Origin of the sequence: Bradyrhizobium sp. CCBAU 53351 (assembly GCF_015291745.1) — a bacterium.
GTDB lineage: Bacteria > Pseudomonadota > Alphaproteobacteria > Rhizobiales > Xanthobacteraceae > Bradyrhizobium.
This window is the reverse complement of record NZ_CP030059.1, coordinates 7,324,710-7,341,228: the sequence shown is the minus strand read 5'-3', so window position 1 is coordinate 7,341,228 and position 16,519 is coordinate 7,324,710. Positions and strand designations below refer to the sequence as shown.

Annotated in this window: 11 protein-coding genes; all 11 read right to left on the bottom strand. The window is 65.0% G+C overall.

Features of this window, described 5'->3' with window-relative positions; translation table 11 throughout:
- Nucleotides 1-32: 32 nt before the first annotated feature.
- The 11 genes from XH83_RS34875 to XH83_RS34825 all read right to left on the bottom strand — a co-directional run bounded on the left by XH83_RS34875 (nucleotide 33) and on the right by XH83_RS34825 (nucleotide 16,438).
- Nucleotides 33-1,127: a diguanylate cyclase gene (locus tag XH83_RS34875; protein WP_246776383.1), complete on the bottom strand. Its 1,095-nt coding sequence runs from the start codon at nucleotides 1,125-1,127 to the stop codon at nucleotides 33-35.
- Complete coding sequence (locus tag XH83_RS34870; protein WP_194405075.1) at nucleotides 1,127-4,249, bottom strand: EAL domain-containing protein; 3,123 nt, start codon at nucleotides 4,247-4,249, stop codon at nucleotides 1,127-1,129. Before XH83_RS34870 ends, XH83_RS34875 begins: the two co-directional genes overlap by 1 nt.
- 175 nt (nucleotides 4,250-4,424) lie before the next feature.
- Entirely contained in the window at nucleotides 4,425-5,507 is a 1,083-nt protein-coding gene (locus tag XH83_RS34865) for a branched-chain amino acid ABC transporter permease (protein ID WP_194405074.1), read from the bottom strand.
- On the bottom strand, nucleotides 5,504-6,514 hold the full coding sequence (locus XH83_RS34860; protein ID WP_194405073.1) for a branched-chain amino acid ABC transporter permease: 1,011 nt from the start codon (nucleotides 6,512-6,514) through the stop codon (nucleotides 5,504-5,506). The genes XH83_RS34865 and XH83_RS34860 overlap by 4 nt, the downstream gene beginning before the upstream one ends.
- Nucleotides 6,511-7,233, bottom strand: a complete 723-nt coding sequence (locus XH83_RS34855) for an ABC transporter ATP-binding protein (protein ID WP_194405072.1) — start codon at nucleotides 7,231-7,233, stop codon at nucleotides 6,511-6,513. Before XH83_RS34855 ends, XH83_RS34860 begins: the two co-directional genes overlap by 4 nt.
- On the bottom strand, nucleotides 7,230-8,003 hold the full coding sequence (locus XH83_RS34850) for an ABC transporter ATP-binding protein (protein WP_194405071.1): 774 nt from the start codon (nucleotides 8,001-8,003) through the stop codon (nucleotides 7,230-7,232). Before XH83_RS34850 ends, XH83_RS34855 begins: the two co-directional genes overlap by 4 nt.
- Before the next feature lie 171 nt (nucleotides 8,004-8,174).
- On the bottom strand, nucleotides 8,175-9,359 hold the full coding sequence (locus XH83_RS34845) for a substrate-binding domain-containing protein (RefSeq protein ID WP_194405070.1): 1,185 nt from the start codon (nucleotides 9,357-9,359) through the stop codon (nucleotides 8,175-8,177).
- A gap of 106 nt (nucleotides 9,360-9,465) precedes the next feature.
- Nucleotides 9,466-11,493 (bottom strand): acyl CoA:acetate/3-ketoacid CoA transferase, encoded by a 2,028-nt coding sequence (locus tag XH83_RS34840; protein ID WP_194405069.1) that lies wholly within the window; start codon nucleotides 11,491-11,493, stop codon nucleotides 9,466-9,468.
- A gap of 108 nt (nucleotides 11,494-11,601) precedes the next feature.
- Nucleotides 11,602-12,912, bottom strand: a complete 1,311-nt coding sequence (locus XH83_RS34835; protein WP_246776382.1) for an MFS transporter — start codon at nucleotides 12,910-12,912, stop codon at nucleotides 11,602-11,604.
- Nucleotides 12,913-13,108: 196 nt separating this feature from the next.
- Nucleotides 13,109-14,548 carry a sigma-54-dependent Fis family transcriptional regulator gene (locus XH83_RS34830; protein ID WP_194405067.1) on the bottom strand — a complete coding sequence of 480 codons (1,440 nt, stop codon included), beginning with the start codon at nucleotides 14,546-14,548 and terminating at the stop codon, nucleotides 13,109-13,111.
- A gap of 153 nt (nucleotides 14,549-14,701) precedes the next feature.
- Nucleotides 14,702-16,438 carry a bifunctional diguanylate cyclase/phosphodiesterase gene (locus XH83_RS34825; protein ID WP_194405066.1) on the bottom strand — a complete coding sequence of 579 codons (1,737 nt, stop codon included), beginning with the start codon at nucleotides 16,436-16,438 and terminating at the stop codon, nucleotides 14,702-14,704.
- Between the last annotated feature and the right edge of the window lie 81 nt (nucleotides 16,439-16,519).

Genomic DNA, 16,519 nt, shown 5'->3' with positions numbered 1-16,519 from the left:
AGGGGAGCAACCGCTTCTCGCCGCAATGGGTCTCAGGCCGATTTGCGCCGGAAGGGGCCCGGAACAGCTGCGTCCTGCCGTCCCAGGCTTGCGAACTCGGCCAGCACCCGTTCGGCGCAGATGACGCGATTGCGGCCGAGCCGCTTGGCGACGTAGAGCGCCTCGTCGGCCGCGCCCAGCAGCCGATCGGGGCTGCCGTCGACCGCGCCGGGAATGTGGCTGGCGACGCCGACGCTGAGGGTGACGTGGTCGCCCGCGCCCGCAGCGCCATGGGCGATCCGCAAGGCCATGACGGCGCCGCGGATCTCCTCGGCGATGACGCAGGCGCTGTCGCAATCCATGTCCGGCAGGATCAGCGCGAACTCCTCGCCACCGTAGCGGCTGGCGAGATCGAGCGGGCGCACGGCGTGGCGGCTGACGACGGAGGCGACCACGCGCAGGCATTCATCGCCGTTCTGGTGGCCGTGATGGTCGTTGAACAGCTTGAAATGATCGACGTCGACGAACAGCAGCGCCAGCGGCTTCTGCGTGCGTTGGGCGCGGGCCCATTCGCTCATCAGCATCTGGTCGAACGAGCGGCGGTTCGACAGCCCGGTCAGCCCGTCCTTGGTGGCGAGCTCCTTCAGCGCCATCTCGGCGCGCTTCTGGTCGGTGAGGTCGCGCAGCGTCTCCACCACGGCGATCAGGTGTTCGGCCTCGTCGTGGATCGGGCCGGCGTCGATGGCGAGATAGAGCTGGTTGCCGAGCTTCGGCATCGTGCACCAGTTCTCCGCGGAAAAGCCGAGCCCGTTATGGCCGCGCGCGGCGTATTCCGAATAGAACTCTGGAAGCCGCTCCGGCCGGTCGAGTGCGACGAGATCGGCCAGGCAGGGGCGCCGGGTCTCGTAGAAGGCCTGCCAGTGCTTGCTGGTGCCGATCACCTCCGAGGCCGTGACGCCCGTCAATCGTTCGCACGCCCTGTTCCAGATCACGACGCGGCGCCTCGGATCGATCACGAAAGTCGGCACCACCAGATGCTGCATCAGCCGCACGGCATAGGAATCCGCGACGTCGACAGTCTTGTTCGAGACGGTCTTGTCCGAAGTCCTTCTTGGCGTCTTGCTTGGCGACTTCACGGGTCTTGCCATCAGGCCACCGCCGCCACCGGCAAGACTGCGGGCAGGCCGTCACTCGGGCCGAACAGCTTGCGCACCTCGGCGGCCGGCTTCGGCGCGCTGAACAGATAGCCCTGCATCTGCGTGCAGCCGAGGGCGCGCAGCAGCTCGCGCTGCGCCTCGGTCTCGACCCCTTCGGCGACCGTGGTCATGCTGCTGGCGGCGGCGATGTTCACCACCGCCTGCACGATCACGGGTGCACCGCTCGTCTCCGCGATGTCGGCGACGAAGCAGCGGTCGATCTTGATCTTGTCGAACGGGAATCGCTTGAGATAGCTGAGCGAGGAATAGCCGGTGCCGAAATCGTCGAGCGCGATGCGCACGCCGATCGAGCGGAGCTGGTGCAGGATCGAGAGCGCAGCCTCGTCGTCGCGGATCAGCACGGCCTCGGTGATCTCGAGCTCGAGGCGGCGCGGGTCGAGGCCGGAGGCGGCGAGCGCGCCTGCGATCCGCAGCGCCAGCGTGTCGCATTTGAGCTGCACCGGCGACACGTTGACCGCGACACGTATATTCGCGGGCCAGGTCGCGGCCTCGTTGCAGGCCATGCGCAGCACCCAGTCGCCGAGCTCGTTGATCAGGCCGGTGTCCTCGGCGACGGGAATGAACTCCGCCGGCGAGACCATGCCGCGCTCGGGATGCCGCCAGCGCAGCAGCGCCTCGCAGCCCGCGACCTCGTTGGTGCGCAGGTCGACCAGCGGCTGGTAGTGGATCTCGAAGCCGCCGTTCACCAGGGCCTGGCGCAAATCCTGCTCCATGCTCAGGCGCGCCTTGGCGCTCGCATCCATCGCCGGCTCGAAGAAGCGGTGGGTGCGGCGGCCTTCACCCTTGGCGCCGTACATCGCGAGATCGGCATTCTTGACGAGCTGGTCGAGATCGGTGCCGTCCTGCGGCGCAAGCGCGATGCCGATGCTCGCGTCCGTGGAGAGCTGATGGCCGAGACAATGATAGGGCTGGCGGATGGCTTCATAGATGCGCGTCACGAAGGACAGCACGTCGGCAGGGGACTGGATGGCGGTCTGGATCACGGCGAATTCGTCGCCGCCGAGCCGCGCGATCAGATCGCCCTGCTTGAGGCAGCCGCGCAGACGGCCGGCAATCGCCTTCAACAGCTCGTCGCCGACATGGTGGCCGAGCGAATCGTTGATGCCCTTGAATTCGTCGACGTCGATATAGAGCAGCGCGAACTGTCCGCCGCCGGCGACGTTCGCCAGCTCGCGTTCGATCTGCTCGCGGAACAGGGTGCGGTTCGGCAAATCGGTCAGCGCATCGTAATGCGCCATATGCGCGATCTTCTCGTGGGCGCGCCGCCGCTCGGTGACGTCCTCGACGACGTTGATGATGTAGCGCGGCTCGCCGGACTTGTCGCGGATGCCGATCCGGGTCGAGGTGATATAGCGCGCTCCGGCGGCCGGCGTATTCCAGACGTGCTCGTCCAGAAACAGCCCGTTCGGCGACTGCAGCACCCTGTCGTCGTCCCGGGTGATGATCTCGGCTGCGTCCGTCGGATAAATGTCGAACGCACTCCTGCCGACGATCGTCTCCTTGGTTTCGCCGAGCTGTTCCTCGGCCACCTGGTTGGCCAGGAGGTAGCGCCGCGTCCGGGCGTCCTTCACGGTGATCCGGGACGGAATATGGTCGATGATCTCGCGCAGGAAGGTGTGGTTGCGATCGCGCTCCTGCTCCAGATGGCGGCGCTCGGTGATGTCCTCGATCGTGGCGACCCAGCCGCCCTGCGCGAGCGGGGTGTTGATGACTTGGAAGGCGCGGCCGTTGGCCAGCTGATGCACGCGTGTGGAGACCGTGCCTTCGGCGACGACCCTCATGACGTCGGCACAGAATTCCTCGACGTCGCCGTCGAACGCGCCGCACTCCTTGCGATGATACATCGCCTGGCGGATGTGGCAGCCGGGCTTGATGACGTCGTGAGAGAGGCCGAACATGTCGGCGTAGCGGCGGTTGCAGGTGACGATGGTGCCGCCCGCGTCATACAGGATCAGCCCCTGGGTCATGTTGTTCAAGGCGGTGTCGAGCCGCAGCCGCTCCGCTTCCAGGCGTTCCTGCGCTTCGCGATTCTGCCGGTTGATCAGCCGGATGATCAGATAGAGGATGAGCGCGATCACGGCCGCCGAAAGTGCAGCGGTCGTGACCATGAAACTGGTTTGCTGCCGCCAGTCCGCCAGGGCCGCGGCCGTCGTGTTGGTGGCGAGGATGACCAGCGGGAAGTGTGTTAGCGATGCCGCCGAGCCGAGCCGCTCCTCGCCGTCGACGGGGCTCGTGCCACGGAGCGTCTGCTGGCCGCCTTGGGCCAGCACCTTCTGCATCAGCGGCGCGTCCTTGAAGCTCCGCCCGATCAGCTCCTCGCGATGCGGATAGCGTGCGAGCAATTTGCCTTCGCGATCGAACAGCGAGATGGCGGTGCCTTCGGCAAGCGCGACCGATGCGAAATAGTGCTGGTAGCTATCCGGATCGATCCGGCGGACCATCGCACCGAGGAAGGTGCCGTCCGGGCCGTTCAACCGGCGAGCGACGATCGTGGTCCATTTGTTGATGATGAAGCTGCGGACGGATTCCAGCAGCACCGGCTCGGACCGCGGATTCGTCTTGAACGTCTGGAAATAGGCCCGGGTTGAAACGTTGATCTTGGGCAGGGGCTGGGCCCGCGACCAGTTGATCAGCTCGCCGTCGACATCGTAGATCGCGATATCGCCGAGGTAGGACACGGAGCTGATCTTGCTGCGCAGCATCTGGTTCGCCGCGGGTCCGGACATGCGCTCGCGGAACATCGCCGGCGAGGTCATCTCCACCAGGTTCATCTGCCCGATCAGATCGGCGGCGACGACGTCGGAATCCTCGAATTGCTGATCAAAGTGCCGCGCGATCAGCTGCACCGTGTTTTCCAGCTCGCGCTCGCGATTGGTCAGGGTGCGCTCGCGAAACTCGCCGACGGCCATGGCGGTCACGGCGAAGATGCCCGCGACCAGGAGCACGCCGCACAGGGTCAACCACAGGACGGGACCACGCCGCGCCAAGACCTCCCAGCCGTTCCTTGCGGCTAGAGACATTGCGGCTGCCACCGTGGAAAAGACCTGGCGCATTCCCCCCTCCCTGGAGGAACACGAATACACCGCACAAATGGCCTAAACCTTAGGAAAGCCAGTTACCTAAGCATTAATCGAGTTGCGCAATCGCGTCCGTATGCAGCGGAGCGGGAATCGCGTGACGGTTGTGCCCTGTGCGCGGCAATCGCCGCGCTGCATCATTAACGGCGGCTTAATGCGCGCCGCCGCTCTTGTCGCCGGCGGGATTGCGCAGCCGTCCGACCACGCCGGTCGGAAAGAAGTAGACGCTGGCGATGAACAGCAGCCCCAGCCAGAGCAGCCAGCGGTCGGGATGCAGCAGCCCGGGCAGCAGCGGCAGGCCGGCTTCGGATGCTGCCGTTGAGGCGGCGCCCATCAGTGACTGCAGATAGTTCTGGGCGAGGATGAAGATGGTGGCACCGATGATCGCGCCGTAGATCGTGCCCATGCCGCCGATCACCACCATCAGCAGGATGTCCAGCATGATCGAGAAGCTCAGCGAGGTATCGGGGCCGGCATAGCGCAGCCACAGCGCGTTCAGGATGCCGGCGCTGGCGGCGACCAGCGCGGCGAGGCAGTTGGCGTAGGTCAGGTGGAACACGGTGCGGAAGCCGAGCGCCTCGGCGCGGAAACGGTTCTCGCGGATGGCCTGCAACACGCGCCCGAACGGCGAGTTCACCACCCGCAGCAGTGCGAGGATCATCAGCGCCGAGACGGCGAACACCAGGTAGAAGGTCAGGATGCGGCCGTTGATCTCGAAGCCGAACAGGTTTTTCGAGATCAGTACCGTGCCGGGGCGCAGCAGCTCCGGCAGCTGGAAGCTGCGCCCGTCCTCACCGCCGGTCAGCCAGGACAGTTGCGAGGCCAGCACCTGGAAGGCGGAGGCGACCGCGAGCGTGATCATGGCAAAGAAGATCGCGGCGACCCGCAGCGAGAACAGGCCGATCGCAAGCGCGAGCAGGGCCGCGAGCGGCAGGCCGACGACGATTCCGGTTGCGACCGCGGCCCAGTTCGGGCCCATCCCGTACAGCGCGATGGCGATCGCGTAGCTACCGATGCCGTAGAACATGGTGTGGGCGAACGACACCGAGCCGGTATAGCCGAGCAGCAGGTCATAGGAGGCGACCAGCGCGGCAAAGACGCAGATCTTGGCCGCGACGTTCAGCGCCTTGGCGCCTGGAAACAGGAACGGCGTCGCCGCCAGTGCCAGGATGATGACGACGAGGACGAGCGTGAGGACGCGGCTGCGCGGCGGATCGCCGGAAAGAATCATCATCGGCTGGTCACCGCATAAAGGCCGCGCGGCCGCCACATCAAAATGGCGACCATCAGCAGGATGTTGGAAACGAGGGCGAGTTTCGGCACCAGGAAGCCGCCGTAATTGGCGACCATGGCCACGAGGATCGCGCCGATGAAGCAGCCGCCGATCGATCCCAGGCCGCCGATGATGACGACGATGAAGATCAGCACGGTGAGGTCGTCGCTCATGGAGGCGTGGACCTGTTCGCGATAGAGCGCCCACATCACGCCGCCGAGGCCGGCGAGCGCCGATCCGGTCATGAAGACGCCGAGGAACAGCCGGCGAATGCGATAGCCGAGCGCCTCGACCATTTCGCGGTTCTCGACGCCGGCCCGGATCAGAAGGCCGAGCTTGCTGCGATTGAGCACGAGCTGGATCGCGATGAAGACGGCAAGGCCGATCAGCATCGCCAGCACGCGGTATTTGGCGATCGCGACGTCGCCGAAGATGAAGGAGCCGCGCAGCGAGGCCGGCAGCGGCATCGGAATGATCTGCGGTCCCCACAGCGCATACATCGTCTGCTCGGCGACGATCAGGCCGCCCGTCGTCATCAGGATCTGCTTCAGATGCTGGCCGTATACGGGGAGGATCAGCACGCGCTCGACCACGAGGCCGAGGGCGCCCGACACCGCCATCGAGAGCAGCGCGGCCGGTGCCAGCACCGCAAGGTTCATCCACAGCGAATCGGCCTGCATCGAGGCCGCGAACGGCGCCAGCACCAGGGTCGCGACATAGGCGCCGACGGCGATGAAGGCGCCGTGGCCGAAATTGAGCACGTCCATCAGGCCGAACACCAGCGTCAGCCCGGAGGCCATGATGAAGATCATCATGCCCATCGCAAGGCTTGCCGCCGTCAGCGTCAGCCAGGAGGAGGTCGAGCCGATCAGCGGGATCATGAGAAGCGCGAGCGCGACGGGCAGCAGGATCGGCGCGATGTCGCGCTTCGGCTTCGGCAGGGGATCGGTTGCGGCGAGTTCAGTCACTGATGTGTCTCCAGGCTCAGGCCGAGCAGCCGCTCCTGCAGCGGCACGTCGGCGGCGAGCGCCGCCATCGCGCCGCGGTGGACGATGGTGCCGTTGTCCATGACCAGCACATTGTCGCCGAGCTCGCGGGCGGCGAAGAAATTCTGCTCGACAAGCAGGATCGTGGCGCCCTTGCGTTTGATTTCCTTCAGGCACTCGATCAGCGCCATCACGATCGCGGGCGCCAGGCCCTTGGTCGGCTCGTCGATCAAGAGCAGCTTGCGCGGCTCGATGATGGCGCGGGCGATGGACAACATCTGCTTTTGTCCGCCCGAGAGACTTCCCGCGCGCGACAGCCAGAACCGGCGCAGCGCCGGGAAGAAGCCGAAGATCCAGTCGAGCTGGGCATCGTCCAGCGGGCCGTCGCGCGCCGCCAGCACGAGGTTCTCCTTCACCGTGAGATCCGAGAACACCGCCATGCTCTCCGGCACGTAGCCGACGCCGAGCCGTGCGATGTCGGGCGTGGCGTGGCTTTCGATGCGCATTCCGCCGAGGCTGATCTCGCCGCTTGTAGCCTGCCACAGCCCCATGATGGTGCGCAGCGTCGTGGTCTTGCCGGCGCCGTTACGGCCGAGCAGCATCGTGACCTGTCCTTGCGGAACAGTGAGATCGATGCCCTGGAGGATGTGGTAGCGGCCGATATGGGTGTGCACGCCGGAAAGCTCGAGCAAATCGGTCATGCGACGCTCGCTGCGGTTTTGGGCGCGACGCCGAGATAGGCCTCCTGCACGATCGGCGAGGCGATCACCTCGGCAGGCGGGCCGTCGGCGACGAGCTGGCCGTTATGCAGCACGATGATGCGGTCGGCGAGCGAGCGCACCACGTCCATCTTGTGTTCGACCAGGAGAATGATCTTGCTCTTGTCCTGCTTGAGCTGCGCGATCAGGTTGAGCACGACGGGCACCTCGTCGATGCTCATGCCGGCGGTCGGCTCGTCGAACATGAAAACCTTCGGCTCCAGCCCGATCATCAGCGCGACCTCGAGCTTGCGCTGGTCGCCATGCGACAGCGCGGTTGCGGCGACACCGCGGCGGCCGCCGAGCGCGACCTGGTCGAGGATGGCGTCGGCGCGCGCGATCAGGTCGCGGCGCACCATCCAGGGCCGCAGCATGTCGTAATGGGTGCCGTTCGCCGCCTGCACCGCGAGGCGCACGTTCTCTTCCACGCTGAGGTTCGGAAAGAGATTGGTGAGCTGGAAGGCGCGCCCGAGGCCGGCGCGGGTGCGCAGCGGCGCGGACTGCTGGGTGATGTCGGTGCCGTCGAACAGGATGCTGCCGTGCGACGCGCGCAGCTGGCCGGAGATCAGGTTGAAATAAGTGGTCTTGCCGGCGCCGTTCGGCCCGACGATCGCGGTGAGCTCGCCCGGACGGAACGTGCAGGAGACGTTGTTGACCGCAACGTGACCGCCGAAGCGGATGGTGAGGTCGCGGGTTTCGAGGGTGAGGGGCATGTGATGTCGGGCGAATGATGTGGACGAAGACTTTAACCGCGGGCGCGCTGCGCTCCCTCCGCCGCTTGCGGGCGAGGGCGGGGGAGAGGGTGCTTCCGCAACGGGGAAATCCCCAAGAGGAAAACCCTCTCCCGGCCTCTCCCGCAAGCGGGAGAGGTGAAGCAAGACGACTCAGCGCTTGTTCTTGACCGGGACGTCCATGTCCTCGATCTTCAGCTCGCGCACCGGCTCGAGCACGGCCCAGGCGATGTTCGGATCGACCTTGACCTTGAACGCGTACATGCTCTGCAGCGCCTGATGATCTTCTTTCCGGAACACCATCTTGCCCTTCGGCGTGTCGAACTCCAGGCCTTCCATCGCCGTGATCAGCTTCTCGCTGTCGGTCGACTTCGCCTTGGTGACGGCGGCGACGACGGACATCGCGGCAGCGAAGCCGCCCGCGGTGAAGAAGTCCGGCGGCGCGTTGAAGCGCTTCTGGTGTTCGGCCACCAGCCAGTCGTTCACCGGGTTCTTCGGGATCTCGTAGAAATAGTAGGTCGCGCCTTCCATGCCGGGCAGGCCCTTATAGGCCGCGAGCGCCGGCAGGATGTTGCCGCCGGTGGAGAGCTCGATGCCGTAGCGCTTCGGGTCCATGTCCTGGAGCTTGGCCAGCGGATTGCCGGCGCCGGCCCAGATCACCCAGATCACCTTGCGGCCCGGCTTGTCCTTCAGCGCGTCGAACAGGCGCTGGCCGACCGCGGTGAAGTCGGTGGTGTTGGTCGGAGCATATTCTTCCGCAGCGAGCGTCGCGCCGGTCTTGCCGAGCGCCTCCTTGAAGGCGGCGACGCCGTCGCGGCCGAAAGCATAGTCCTGCGCCAGCGTCGCGACGGTGACGCCCTGCTTGCCGATCGCGACCGCGTTGGAGATCGCGTCCTGCGAGGAGTTGCGCGCGGTGCGGAAGATGTAGCGATTCCATTTCTCGCCGGTAATCTGATCCGCGACGGCGGGCTCGACGATCAGGATCTTCTTGTTCTCCTCGGCGACCGGGAGAATGGCGAGCGCCGCGGCCGACGATGTGGTGCCGATCGCGATGTCGGCCTTGTCGTCCTGATAGGCTTCGGCGAGCGCGGCCTTGGCGAGGTCCGGCTTGCCCTGGTCGTCCTTGGTGATGATGACGATCTTGCGACCGTCGAGCGTCATCGTGCCCTTGGTGGCGTATTCAAAGCCCATCTTCAGGCCGGTCTCGGTCTGCTTGGCGTAGGCCTCGAGCGGACCGGTCTTGCCGTAGATCAGCGCGACCTTGAGATCGTCGGCTCGCGCGGAGGTCCCCGTGGCGAGTGCGAGAATGGTTGTTGTTATGATGAGTGATCGACGCACGATGGTCCCTCCTGATTCAAAGTTTCTCGGCAGCAGCGATTTGCACAACACTACGAACATTGCAATTGATCCTTCCGGCCGAGCGTGTCGGCCACTCGAACATGCATCATTTTTGGGCCGGCCGCGTATTGCCGGCTCCCTCGGCCTGACGCCGATCCGACTGCGCTTCGTCGGCGCTTTCGAAAATATGCGGCGCGACGCCGCGCTTCTCCAGGGCTTCGCCGAGCTTGATGCGCAGGAAGCCCGACGTGGTGTAGCGCGACACGCCGGAATAGAAGCGGTCGACGAGGCTGCGCACCATGGCTGAATAATCGTCCATCAACTCCGGCAGGATGGAAAAATTGTCATAATTGACGATGGCGTAGACCCGCCGCCCCAGCGGTGCGAGCTTGGCCTCGACGATGGAAGCGATGGTGTCGATCTCGGCCCTGCTGCGCAGCGGGTAGCGTTCCAGATTGACGAAGAACAGGTTCTGCTGCTCGTCCAGCGTGAAGCGCTGGTCGAGCGGAATGGTGAGCAGGCGCTCGCGCAGATCCATCAGGCCTTCGCGGAAGATGCGTGCGTCCATCAGCCCTGGATCGCGCGGGATCAACGGCTTGAAATCCATCAGGCGTAGAATGTCGCGCTCGATGTCGATGCCGGGCGCGATTTCCGTCAGCTCCAGCCCGTCGGGCCTGAGCTCGAACACGCAGCGCTCGGTGACATACAGGGTGCGTTGCTTGCGCGCGGCCGCGAACGGGCCGCTGAAGGTGACATGCTCGACGTGATCCACGAATTTGCGCGACTTGGCTTCGTCGAGAATGACGAGCTTGCCGTCGTTCACCGAGATACTTTGCTTACCCGCGCCGAAGGTGCCGACGAAGATGACCTCCTTGGCGTTCTGGCTGATGTTGATGAAGCCGCCGGCGCCCGCGAGCTTCGGCCCGAACTTGCTGACATTGAGGTTGCCGGCGCGATCGACCTGGGCGAGTCCGAGGAAGGCGGCATCGAGCCCGCCGCCGTCATAGAAGTCGAACTGATAGGGCTGGTCGATCACCGCCTGCGTGTTGATCGCCGCGCCGAAATCGATGCCGCTCGCGGGGATGCCGCCGATCACGCCGGGCTCCGCCGTCAGCGTGATGAGATCGATGATCCGCTCCTCATTGGCAATTGAGGCGATCCCCTCGGGCATGCCGATGCCGAGATTGACGACGCTGTTGGCCTTGAGTTCGAGGGCGGCACGCCGCGCGATGATCTTGCGCTCGCTGACCGGCATCACCGGCAGCGAGGCGGCGCGGACCCGGATCTCGCTCGAGAAAGCCGGATTGTATTGGGTGCCGAAGGTCTGCCAGTGATTCTCGGGCTTCGCCACCACGACGCAGTCGACGAGGATGCCGGGAATCTTGACCTGGCGCGGATTGAGGCTGCCGGCCTCGGCGACGCGTTCGACCTGGGCAATGACGATGCCGCCGGAATTATGCGCCGCCATGGCGATGGCGAGCGCTTCCAGCGTCAGCGCCTCCTTCTCCATCGTGAGGTTGCCGTCGGGGTCGCCGGTGGTGGCCCGGATGATGCCGACGTTGATCGGAAAGGTCTTGTAGAGCAGGCACTCCTCGCCGCCGATCGTGATCAGCTCGACCAGATCCTCGGTGGTGCGTGCATTGAGCTTGCCGCCGCCCTGCCGGGGGTCGACGAACGTGCCCATGCCGACGCGGGTGACATGGCCGGGCCGGTGCGCGGCGATGTCCCGGAACAGATGCGTGATGACGCCCTGCGGCAAATTGTAGGCCTCGATCTGGCCTGAGATCGCGAGCTGCTGCAATTTCGGCGCAAGCCCCCAATGTCCGCCGATCACGCGGCGGACCAGGCCTTCATGCGCGAAATGATTGAGGCCGCGATCCTTGCCGTCGCCCTGGCCGGCCGCATAGACCAGCGTCAGATTGCGCGGCTTGCCCTGCGTATAGGGCGCGTCGCCCTCGTGCGAGAGATAGAGCTCCTCCAGCGCGATCGCGATCTCCTCGGCAAAGCCGATGCCGACGAAGCCGCCGGTCGCCACCGTGTCGCCATCGCGGATCAGCATGACCGCTTCGGCGGCCGTGACGACCTTGCCTTTCTCGGAATTGCGTAGGTAGGGCAGAGCTGGATGATGGCTCACGGTGGTCCTCCCGATCCTTTCGACCGTATGCCGTTGTTGCTTGATCCTATCGCGAGGAGCAGCGCTGGAACAGCGTGCTCCTCTCGACGGACGACACGATCAGGCCGTTCAGCCCTGAACTATCTTGCGTGTTTCGGTGGCGAAATAGACCGACACCACGGTGATGAGCGCGAGCGCGATCATGTAGAGCGAGATCGGCCAGGTTGCCGGCGCATAGGCCGTCATCAACCCCGTCGCGATCAGCGGCGACAGCGCGCCGGCGAAGATCGAGGCGAGGTTGTAGCCGAGCGAGACGCCGCTATAGCGCACCTTGGTGCCGAACAGCTCCGACAGGAAGCTCGCCTGCGGCCCGTACATCGCGGCGTGCCCGATGGCGAGACCGAGCACGATCGCGATCCAGGCATATTGCGGGTTCCTGGTCGAAAGCAGCATGAACAGCGGGAACGACATCAGCGCCGAGAACACCGCGCCGAAGATGTAGATCGGCCGCCGCCCGACGCGATCGGACAGCGCGCCGAACGCCGGGATGGTGAAAGTTTCGACGGCGGCGCCGATCAAGACGCCGTTGAGCATGTCCTGCTTGTTCATGCCGAGCGATTGCGTGGCATAAGCGAGCACGAAGGTGGCGTAGATGTAGAAGAAGCCGTTCTCGGCGAAGCGCGCGCCCATCGCCAGCAGGATGTTCTTGGGATACATCCTGATGGCCTCGAGGATCGGCATCTTCACTTCCTGCTTGGTGTCCTTGACCTTCTGGAATTCCGGTGATTCCGCGATGGTGAAGCGGATCCACAGCCCGACCAGCACCAGCGCGATCGAGAACAGGAACGGGATGCGCCAGCCCCAGGCATAGAGCTGCGCGTCGGTCAGCGTGGCGGAGACCACGGAGAAGACCAGCGTGCCGAGGACGAGGCCGAGCGGTGCCCCCAGCTGCGGCCAGCTGCCGTAAAAACCCTTCTTGTCCGCAGGCGCATGCTCGACCGCCATCAGCACCGCGCCGCCCCATTCGCCGCCGAGGCCAAAGCCCTGGATCAGCCGGCAGGCGACGAGCAGGATCGCGGCCCAGATGCCGGCGGTCTCGTAGGTCGGCAGGAAGCCGATGGCCGCGGTCGCCACGCCCATGATCAGCAGCGTCAGGTACAGCATGGTCTTGCGGCCGATCTTGTCGCCGTAATGGCCGAAAACGATGCCGCCGAGCGGGCGCGCGATGAAGCCGAGCGCGTAGGTGGCGAACGCCAGCAACGTTCCCATCATGGGGTCGAAGGTCGGAAAGAACAGCTTGTTGAAGATCAGCGCCGCGGCAGTGCCGTAGAGGAAGAAATCGTACCACTCGATGGCGGTGCCGATCAGGCTCGCGGTGGCGACCGTGACGTGCGAGGGCTGTCTCGCCTGAAGCTGATGGACCGAGATCGCTTCACTCATCTTGCGTCCTCCCTGTTTGCGAATGCGCATGTGCAGCATGCGTCATTGTGCAAAGCGAAGAGCAAGGTCCGCGCCAGATGCGGATGGTTTGCGCAATTTGGCTGAAAACACGGCAATTTCCGCATTTGCGGACAGCGAGAGGGGCGCGACGCCGTGTCAGGAATCCGAGACTCCGGACAATCCCGTGTCTCGAAACTCAGACGGAGGCCGGCCCTGTGGCGAGGCCGAATTTGGCGAGCTTCTTGTAGAAGGTCGCGCGCGAGATCCGCAGCATCTTGGCGGCCTCGGTGATCTGCCCGTTGCTGGCGGCGAGCGCCTGTTCGAGCGTGTGCTTCTCGAATTCGGCCTCGGCCTCGGCGTAGGGCACGACGAGGCCGGCCGGGCGCTCGGATGTTGCGGACCTGACCTCGGTGCCGACGGGAAGAATCCGCGCGAAATCGTCACCGGTCAGCCGGCCGGAATCGCTGAGGATCAGCGCCCGCTCCAGGATGTTGCGGAGCTCGCGAACGTTGCCCGGCCAGTCATAGCGCGCGAGCGCGGCGAGCGCGCTCGGCGTGATCTTGGCCTTGACGTAGTCGCCGGATGCGCTGATCTCCTCCAGCAGCCGGGCGCTGATCTCCGGGAGATCGTCCAGGCACTGGCGCAGCGGCGGCAGGTCGATCGAGAGCACGTTCAGCCGATAATAGAGATCGGCGCGGAACGCGCCGTCGCTGACCCGCTTGCGCAAGTCCACATTGGTCGCCGCGACCACGCGCACATCGACCTTGGAGATCTTGTCCGAGCCGAGCGGCTCGATCTCGCGCTCCTGCAGCACGCGCAGCAGCTTGGCCTGCAATTGCAGCGGCATCTCGCCGATCTCGTCGAGAAACAGCGTGCCGCCGTCGGCGATCCGGAATTTTCCCTCGCGCCCTTTGCGGTCGGCGCCGGTATAGGCGCCGGGCGCGGTGCCGAAAAATTCCGACTCGATCAGCGTCTCCGGAACCGCGGCGACATTGACGCTGACGAACGGCTTCTCGGCGCGCGAGGAGGCATTGTGAATCGCCTGCGCCAGCATCTCTTTGCCCGTTCCGGTCTCGCCGGTGAGCAGCACGGTGACGCTCTGCCGCGCGGCGCGGCTGGCGAGCTGCTTGGCCTGCGCGATGCCGGGCGTGGTGCCGACGAAGTCGGCGAAGGTGAAGCGCGCGGCGCGGGCGTTGGACAATTGCCGCCGCGCCAGCCGCAAATCGCTCTCGAGCTGGGCGACGCGGGCGAGCAGCGGCTTCAGGCTTTCGAGGTGGTCATAGAGCACGAAGCCGATCGCGCCGATCACCGTCCCGTTCTCGTCCTCGATCGGCATGCGGGTGACGACGAGCTGCTCGCCGCCGAGCTCCATGATGTCGAGCAGGATCGGCTCGCCGGTCTCGGCCACCTTCCGCATCAGGCTGTTCGGGATGACCTCCTCGATCGGGCGGCCGATCGCCTCGAAGGTATGCTTGAGGCCGAGTGCCGCGAGATATTTTTCATTGACGTAGACGACCCGCCCGCCGCGGTCGATCGCAATGGCGCCCTCGCACAGCTGTTCCAGCCGTTCGAACAGCGTCTCCATCGCGCGCGCACGGAGATAGGCTGGATCACTGATCGAGGCGGAAGCGGACATGACATATCCCACGGGAAGTCCGCTCGTGTATTAGCAAAAGGGCAGCGATTTCAAAGCGGGAAATGGGCATTGAGGCGCCGCTCCATTCCCCGCTGTCATGCCCCGGCTTGACCGGGGCATCCAGTCCATCGAGATTGCAGCGCCGCTCTCGCCCTACCTTCGATACCCGCTCGCGCGCGAATAGCCCTGGCGGTTCTGCTGCATCGGTCGGGTCGCGACGCTGGCGCGCGACTCGCTGGACGCAGGCGTTGCCAGCTTCAGCTCTTCCAGGAAGATCGGACGGGAGAAGTAATAGCCCTGCGCGTAGCGGATCTTGGTCGCGGCCTGGAGATAGGCGAGCTCCTCGTAGGATTCGAGGCCTTCGGCGATCACGGTCATGCCGAGCGCTTCGCTCAAGGATTCGATCGCGCGCAAAATGCCCTGGCTGCGCGGGCGCTTATGAATGTCGGTGATGAAGGAGCGGTCGATCTTGATCTCGTCCGCGGTGATGTCGGCCAGCGCCGAGAGCGAGGAGTAACCGGTGCCGAAATCGTCGATCGAGATGCCGACGCCGAGCTTGCGGAACATCGGCAGGATCTCGGCCTGGAAGTGGCTCTTGGCGACGAAGGCGTCTTCCGTCACCTCGATCATGAAGCGCTGGGGGAAACCGGTCTCCTCCAGCGCGCGCGCGAAGCTGCGCATGAATTCGGGGTTGCCCGCCTGCTTGGCGGCGACGTTGATGCTGATGGTCGCGTCGGCGCCGAACGTGTCGTTGATCGGATCGATCGATCTGACGATTTCGGCGAGCACGAGGTGAGTGAGCTCGTCGATCAAGCCGAGCTCGCCGGCGAGATTGATGAACGAGCCGGGTGCCTGGATCACGCCTTCGTCGTCGCGCAGGCGCACCAAGGCTTCGATGCCCTTCACGGCCTGGGTGCGGATGTCGACCTTGGACTGGAAGGCGCAGCAGAAGCGCTTCTCCAGGATGGCGAGCCGCAGCGATTGCTCGATCTTCGTCCGCGCCAATGCCTCTCGCTCCATGCTGGAGTCGAAGAAGGCCGCCGATCCCTTGCCGTCGTTCTTGACGCGGTACATCGCGATGTCGGCGTTCTGTCGCAGCGTCTCGAAGCTGCTGCCGTGATCGGGATACATGCTGACGCCGACCGAGGTCGAGACGAAGACTTCCGAATTTTCGATGAAGAACGGTGCCGTCAGCCGCTCGAGCGTCGACTGCATGAATTCGGCGACCTCTTCCAGGCTCTGGATCGGCGACAGCAGCAGCAGGAATTCGTCGCCGGAAATGCGCGACAGCATGTCGGAATCGCGCAAGTCGCGTCCGAGCCGCTTCGACAGCTCGACCAGCAGCGCATCGCCGACGGCGTGGCCGTAATAGTCGTTGATGTGCTTGAAATTGTCGACGTCGAGGAAGGCCAGTGCGAAACGCTCGCCGCCGCTGTTCTCCGCAAGCAAATTGTTGGCACGATGTTCGATCACGCGCCGCGAGGGCAATCCGGTCAGCTCGTCGAAATAGGCCGAGCGGAACAGCTGGTCCTCGAAATTCTTTTGCTCGGTGATGTCGGAGGATGCCGAGATCAGGAGCTCGCGTCCGGCGAGGCGAACGGGACGATGGGTCGTGAGCAGCACCTGGCGCGTGGCGCCGCCGTGAAGCGCTTCCTCTGTGACGACGGCCTGGCCGGCGCTCAGGGCCCGGCGACAGGCCTCGCGGCGCGGCGCGAGATCCGGTGAGGGACGGCTGCCGTCCATGCCGAGCTGCGCGGCCGCGGCGTCGTTAACCAGCAAAAGCTCGCCATGGGCGTCCTGCACGGTCAGGCCGGCCGGCAGCATTCTAACGATTTCCTTGAGAAACCCGAGCTCGGCTTCGCTCGCGCCGGAATATCTGTTGTCGTTCATAGAAGTCATGAATCTTGTTGTTTCAGCGCGCCTTTGCAATGGACGCGATCTTGCGCGGTTCCCTCTTAAGTTTGGTTAAGG

Coding starts and splice junctions, on each gene's coding strand:
- XH83_RS34870 (WP_194405075.1), bottom strand. CDS start 4,249: ATGCGCCAGGTCTTTTCCACGGTGGCAGCCGCAATGTCTCTAGCCGCA.
- XH83_RS34855 (WP_194405072.1), bottom strand. CDS start 7,233: ATGACCGATTTGCTCGAGCTTTCCGGCGTGCACACCCATATCGGCCGC.
- XH83_RS34830 (WP_194405067.1), bottom strand. CDS start 14,548: ATGTCCGCTTCCGCCTCGATCAGTGATCCAGCCTATCTCCGTGCGCGC.
- XH83_RS34875 (WP_246776383.1), bottom strand. CDS start 1,127: ATGGCAAGACCCGTGAAGTCGCCAAGCAAGACGCCAAGAAGGACTTCG.
- XH83_RS34835 (WP_246776382.1), bottom strand. CDS start 12,912: ATGAGTGAAGCGATCTCGGTCCATCAGCTTCAGGCGAGACAGCCCTCG.
- XH83_RS34850 (WP_194405071.1), bottom strand. CDS start 8,003: ATGCCCCTCACCCTCGAAACCCGCGACCTCACCATCCGCTTCGGCGGT.
- XH83_RS34825 (WP_194405066.1), bottom strand. CDS start 16,438: ATGAACGACAACAGATATTCCGGCGCGAGCGAAGCCGAGCTCGGGTTT.
- XH83_RS34865 (WP_194405074.1), bottom strand. CDS start 5,507: ATGATGATTCTTTCCGGCGATCCGCCGCGCAGCCGCGTCCTCACGCTC.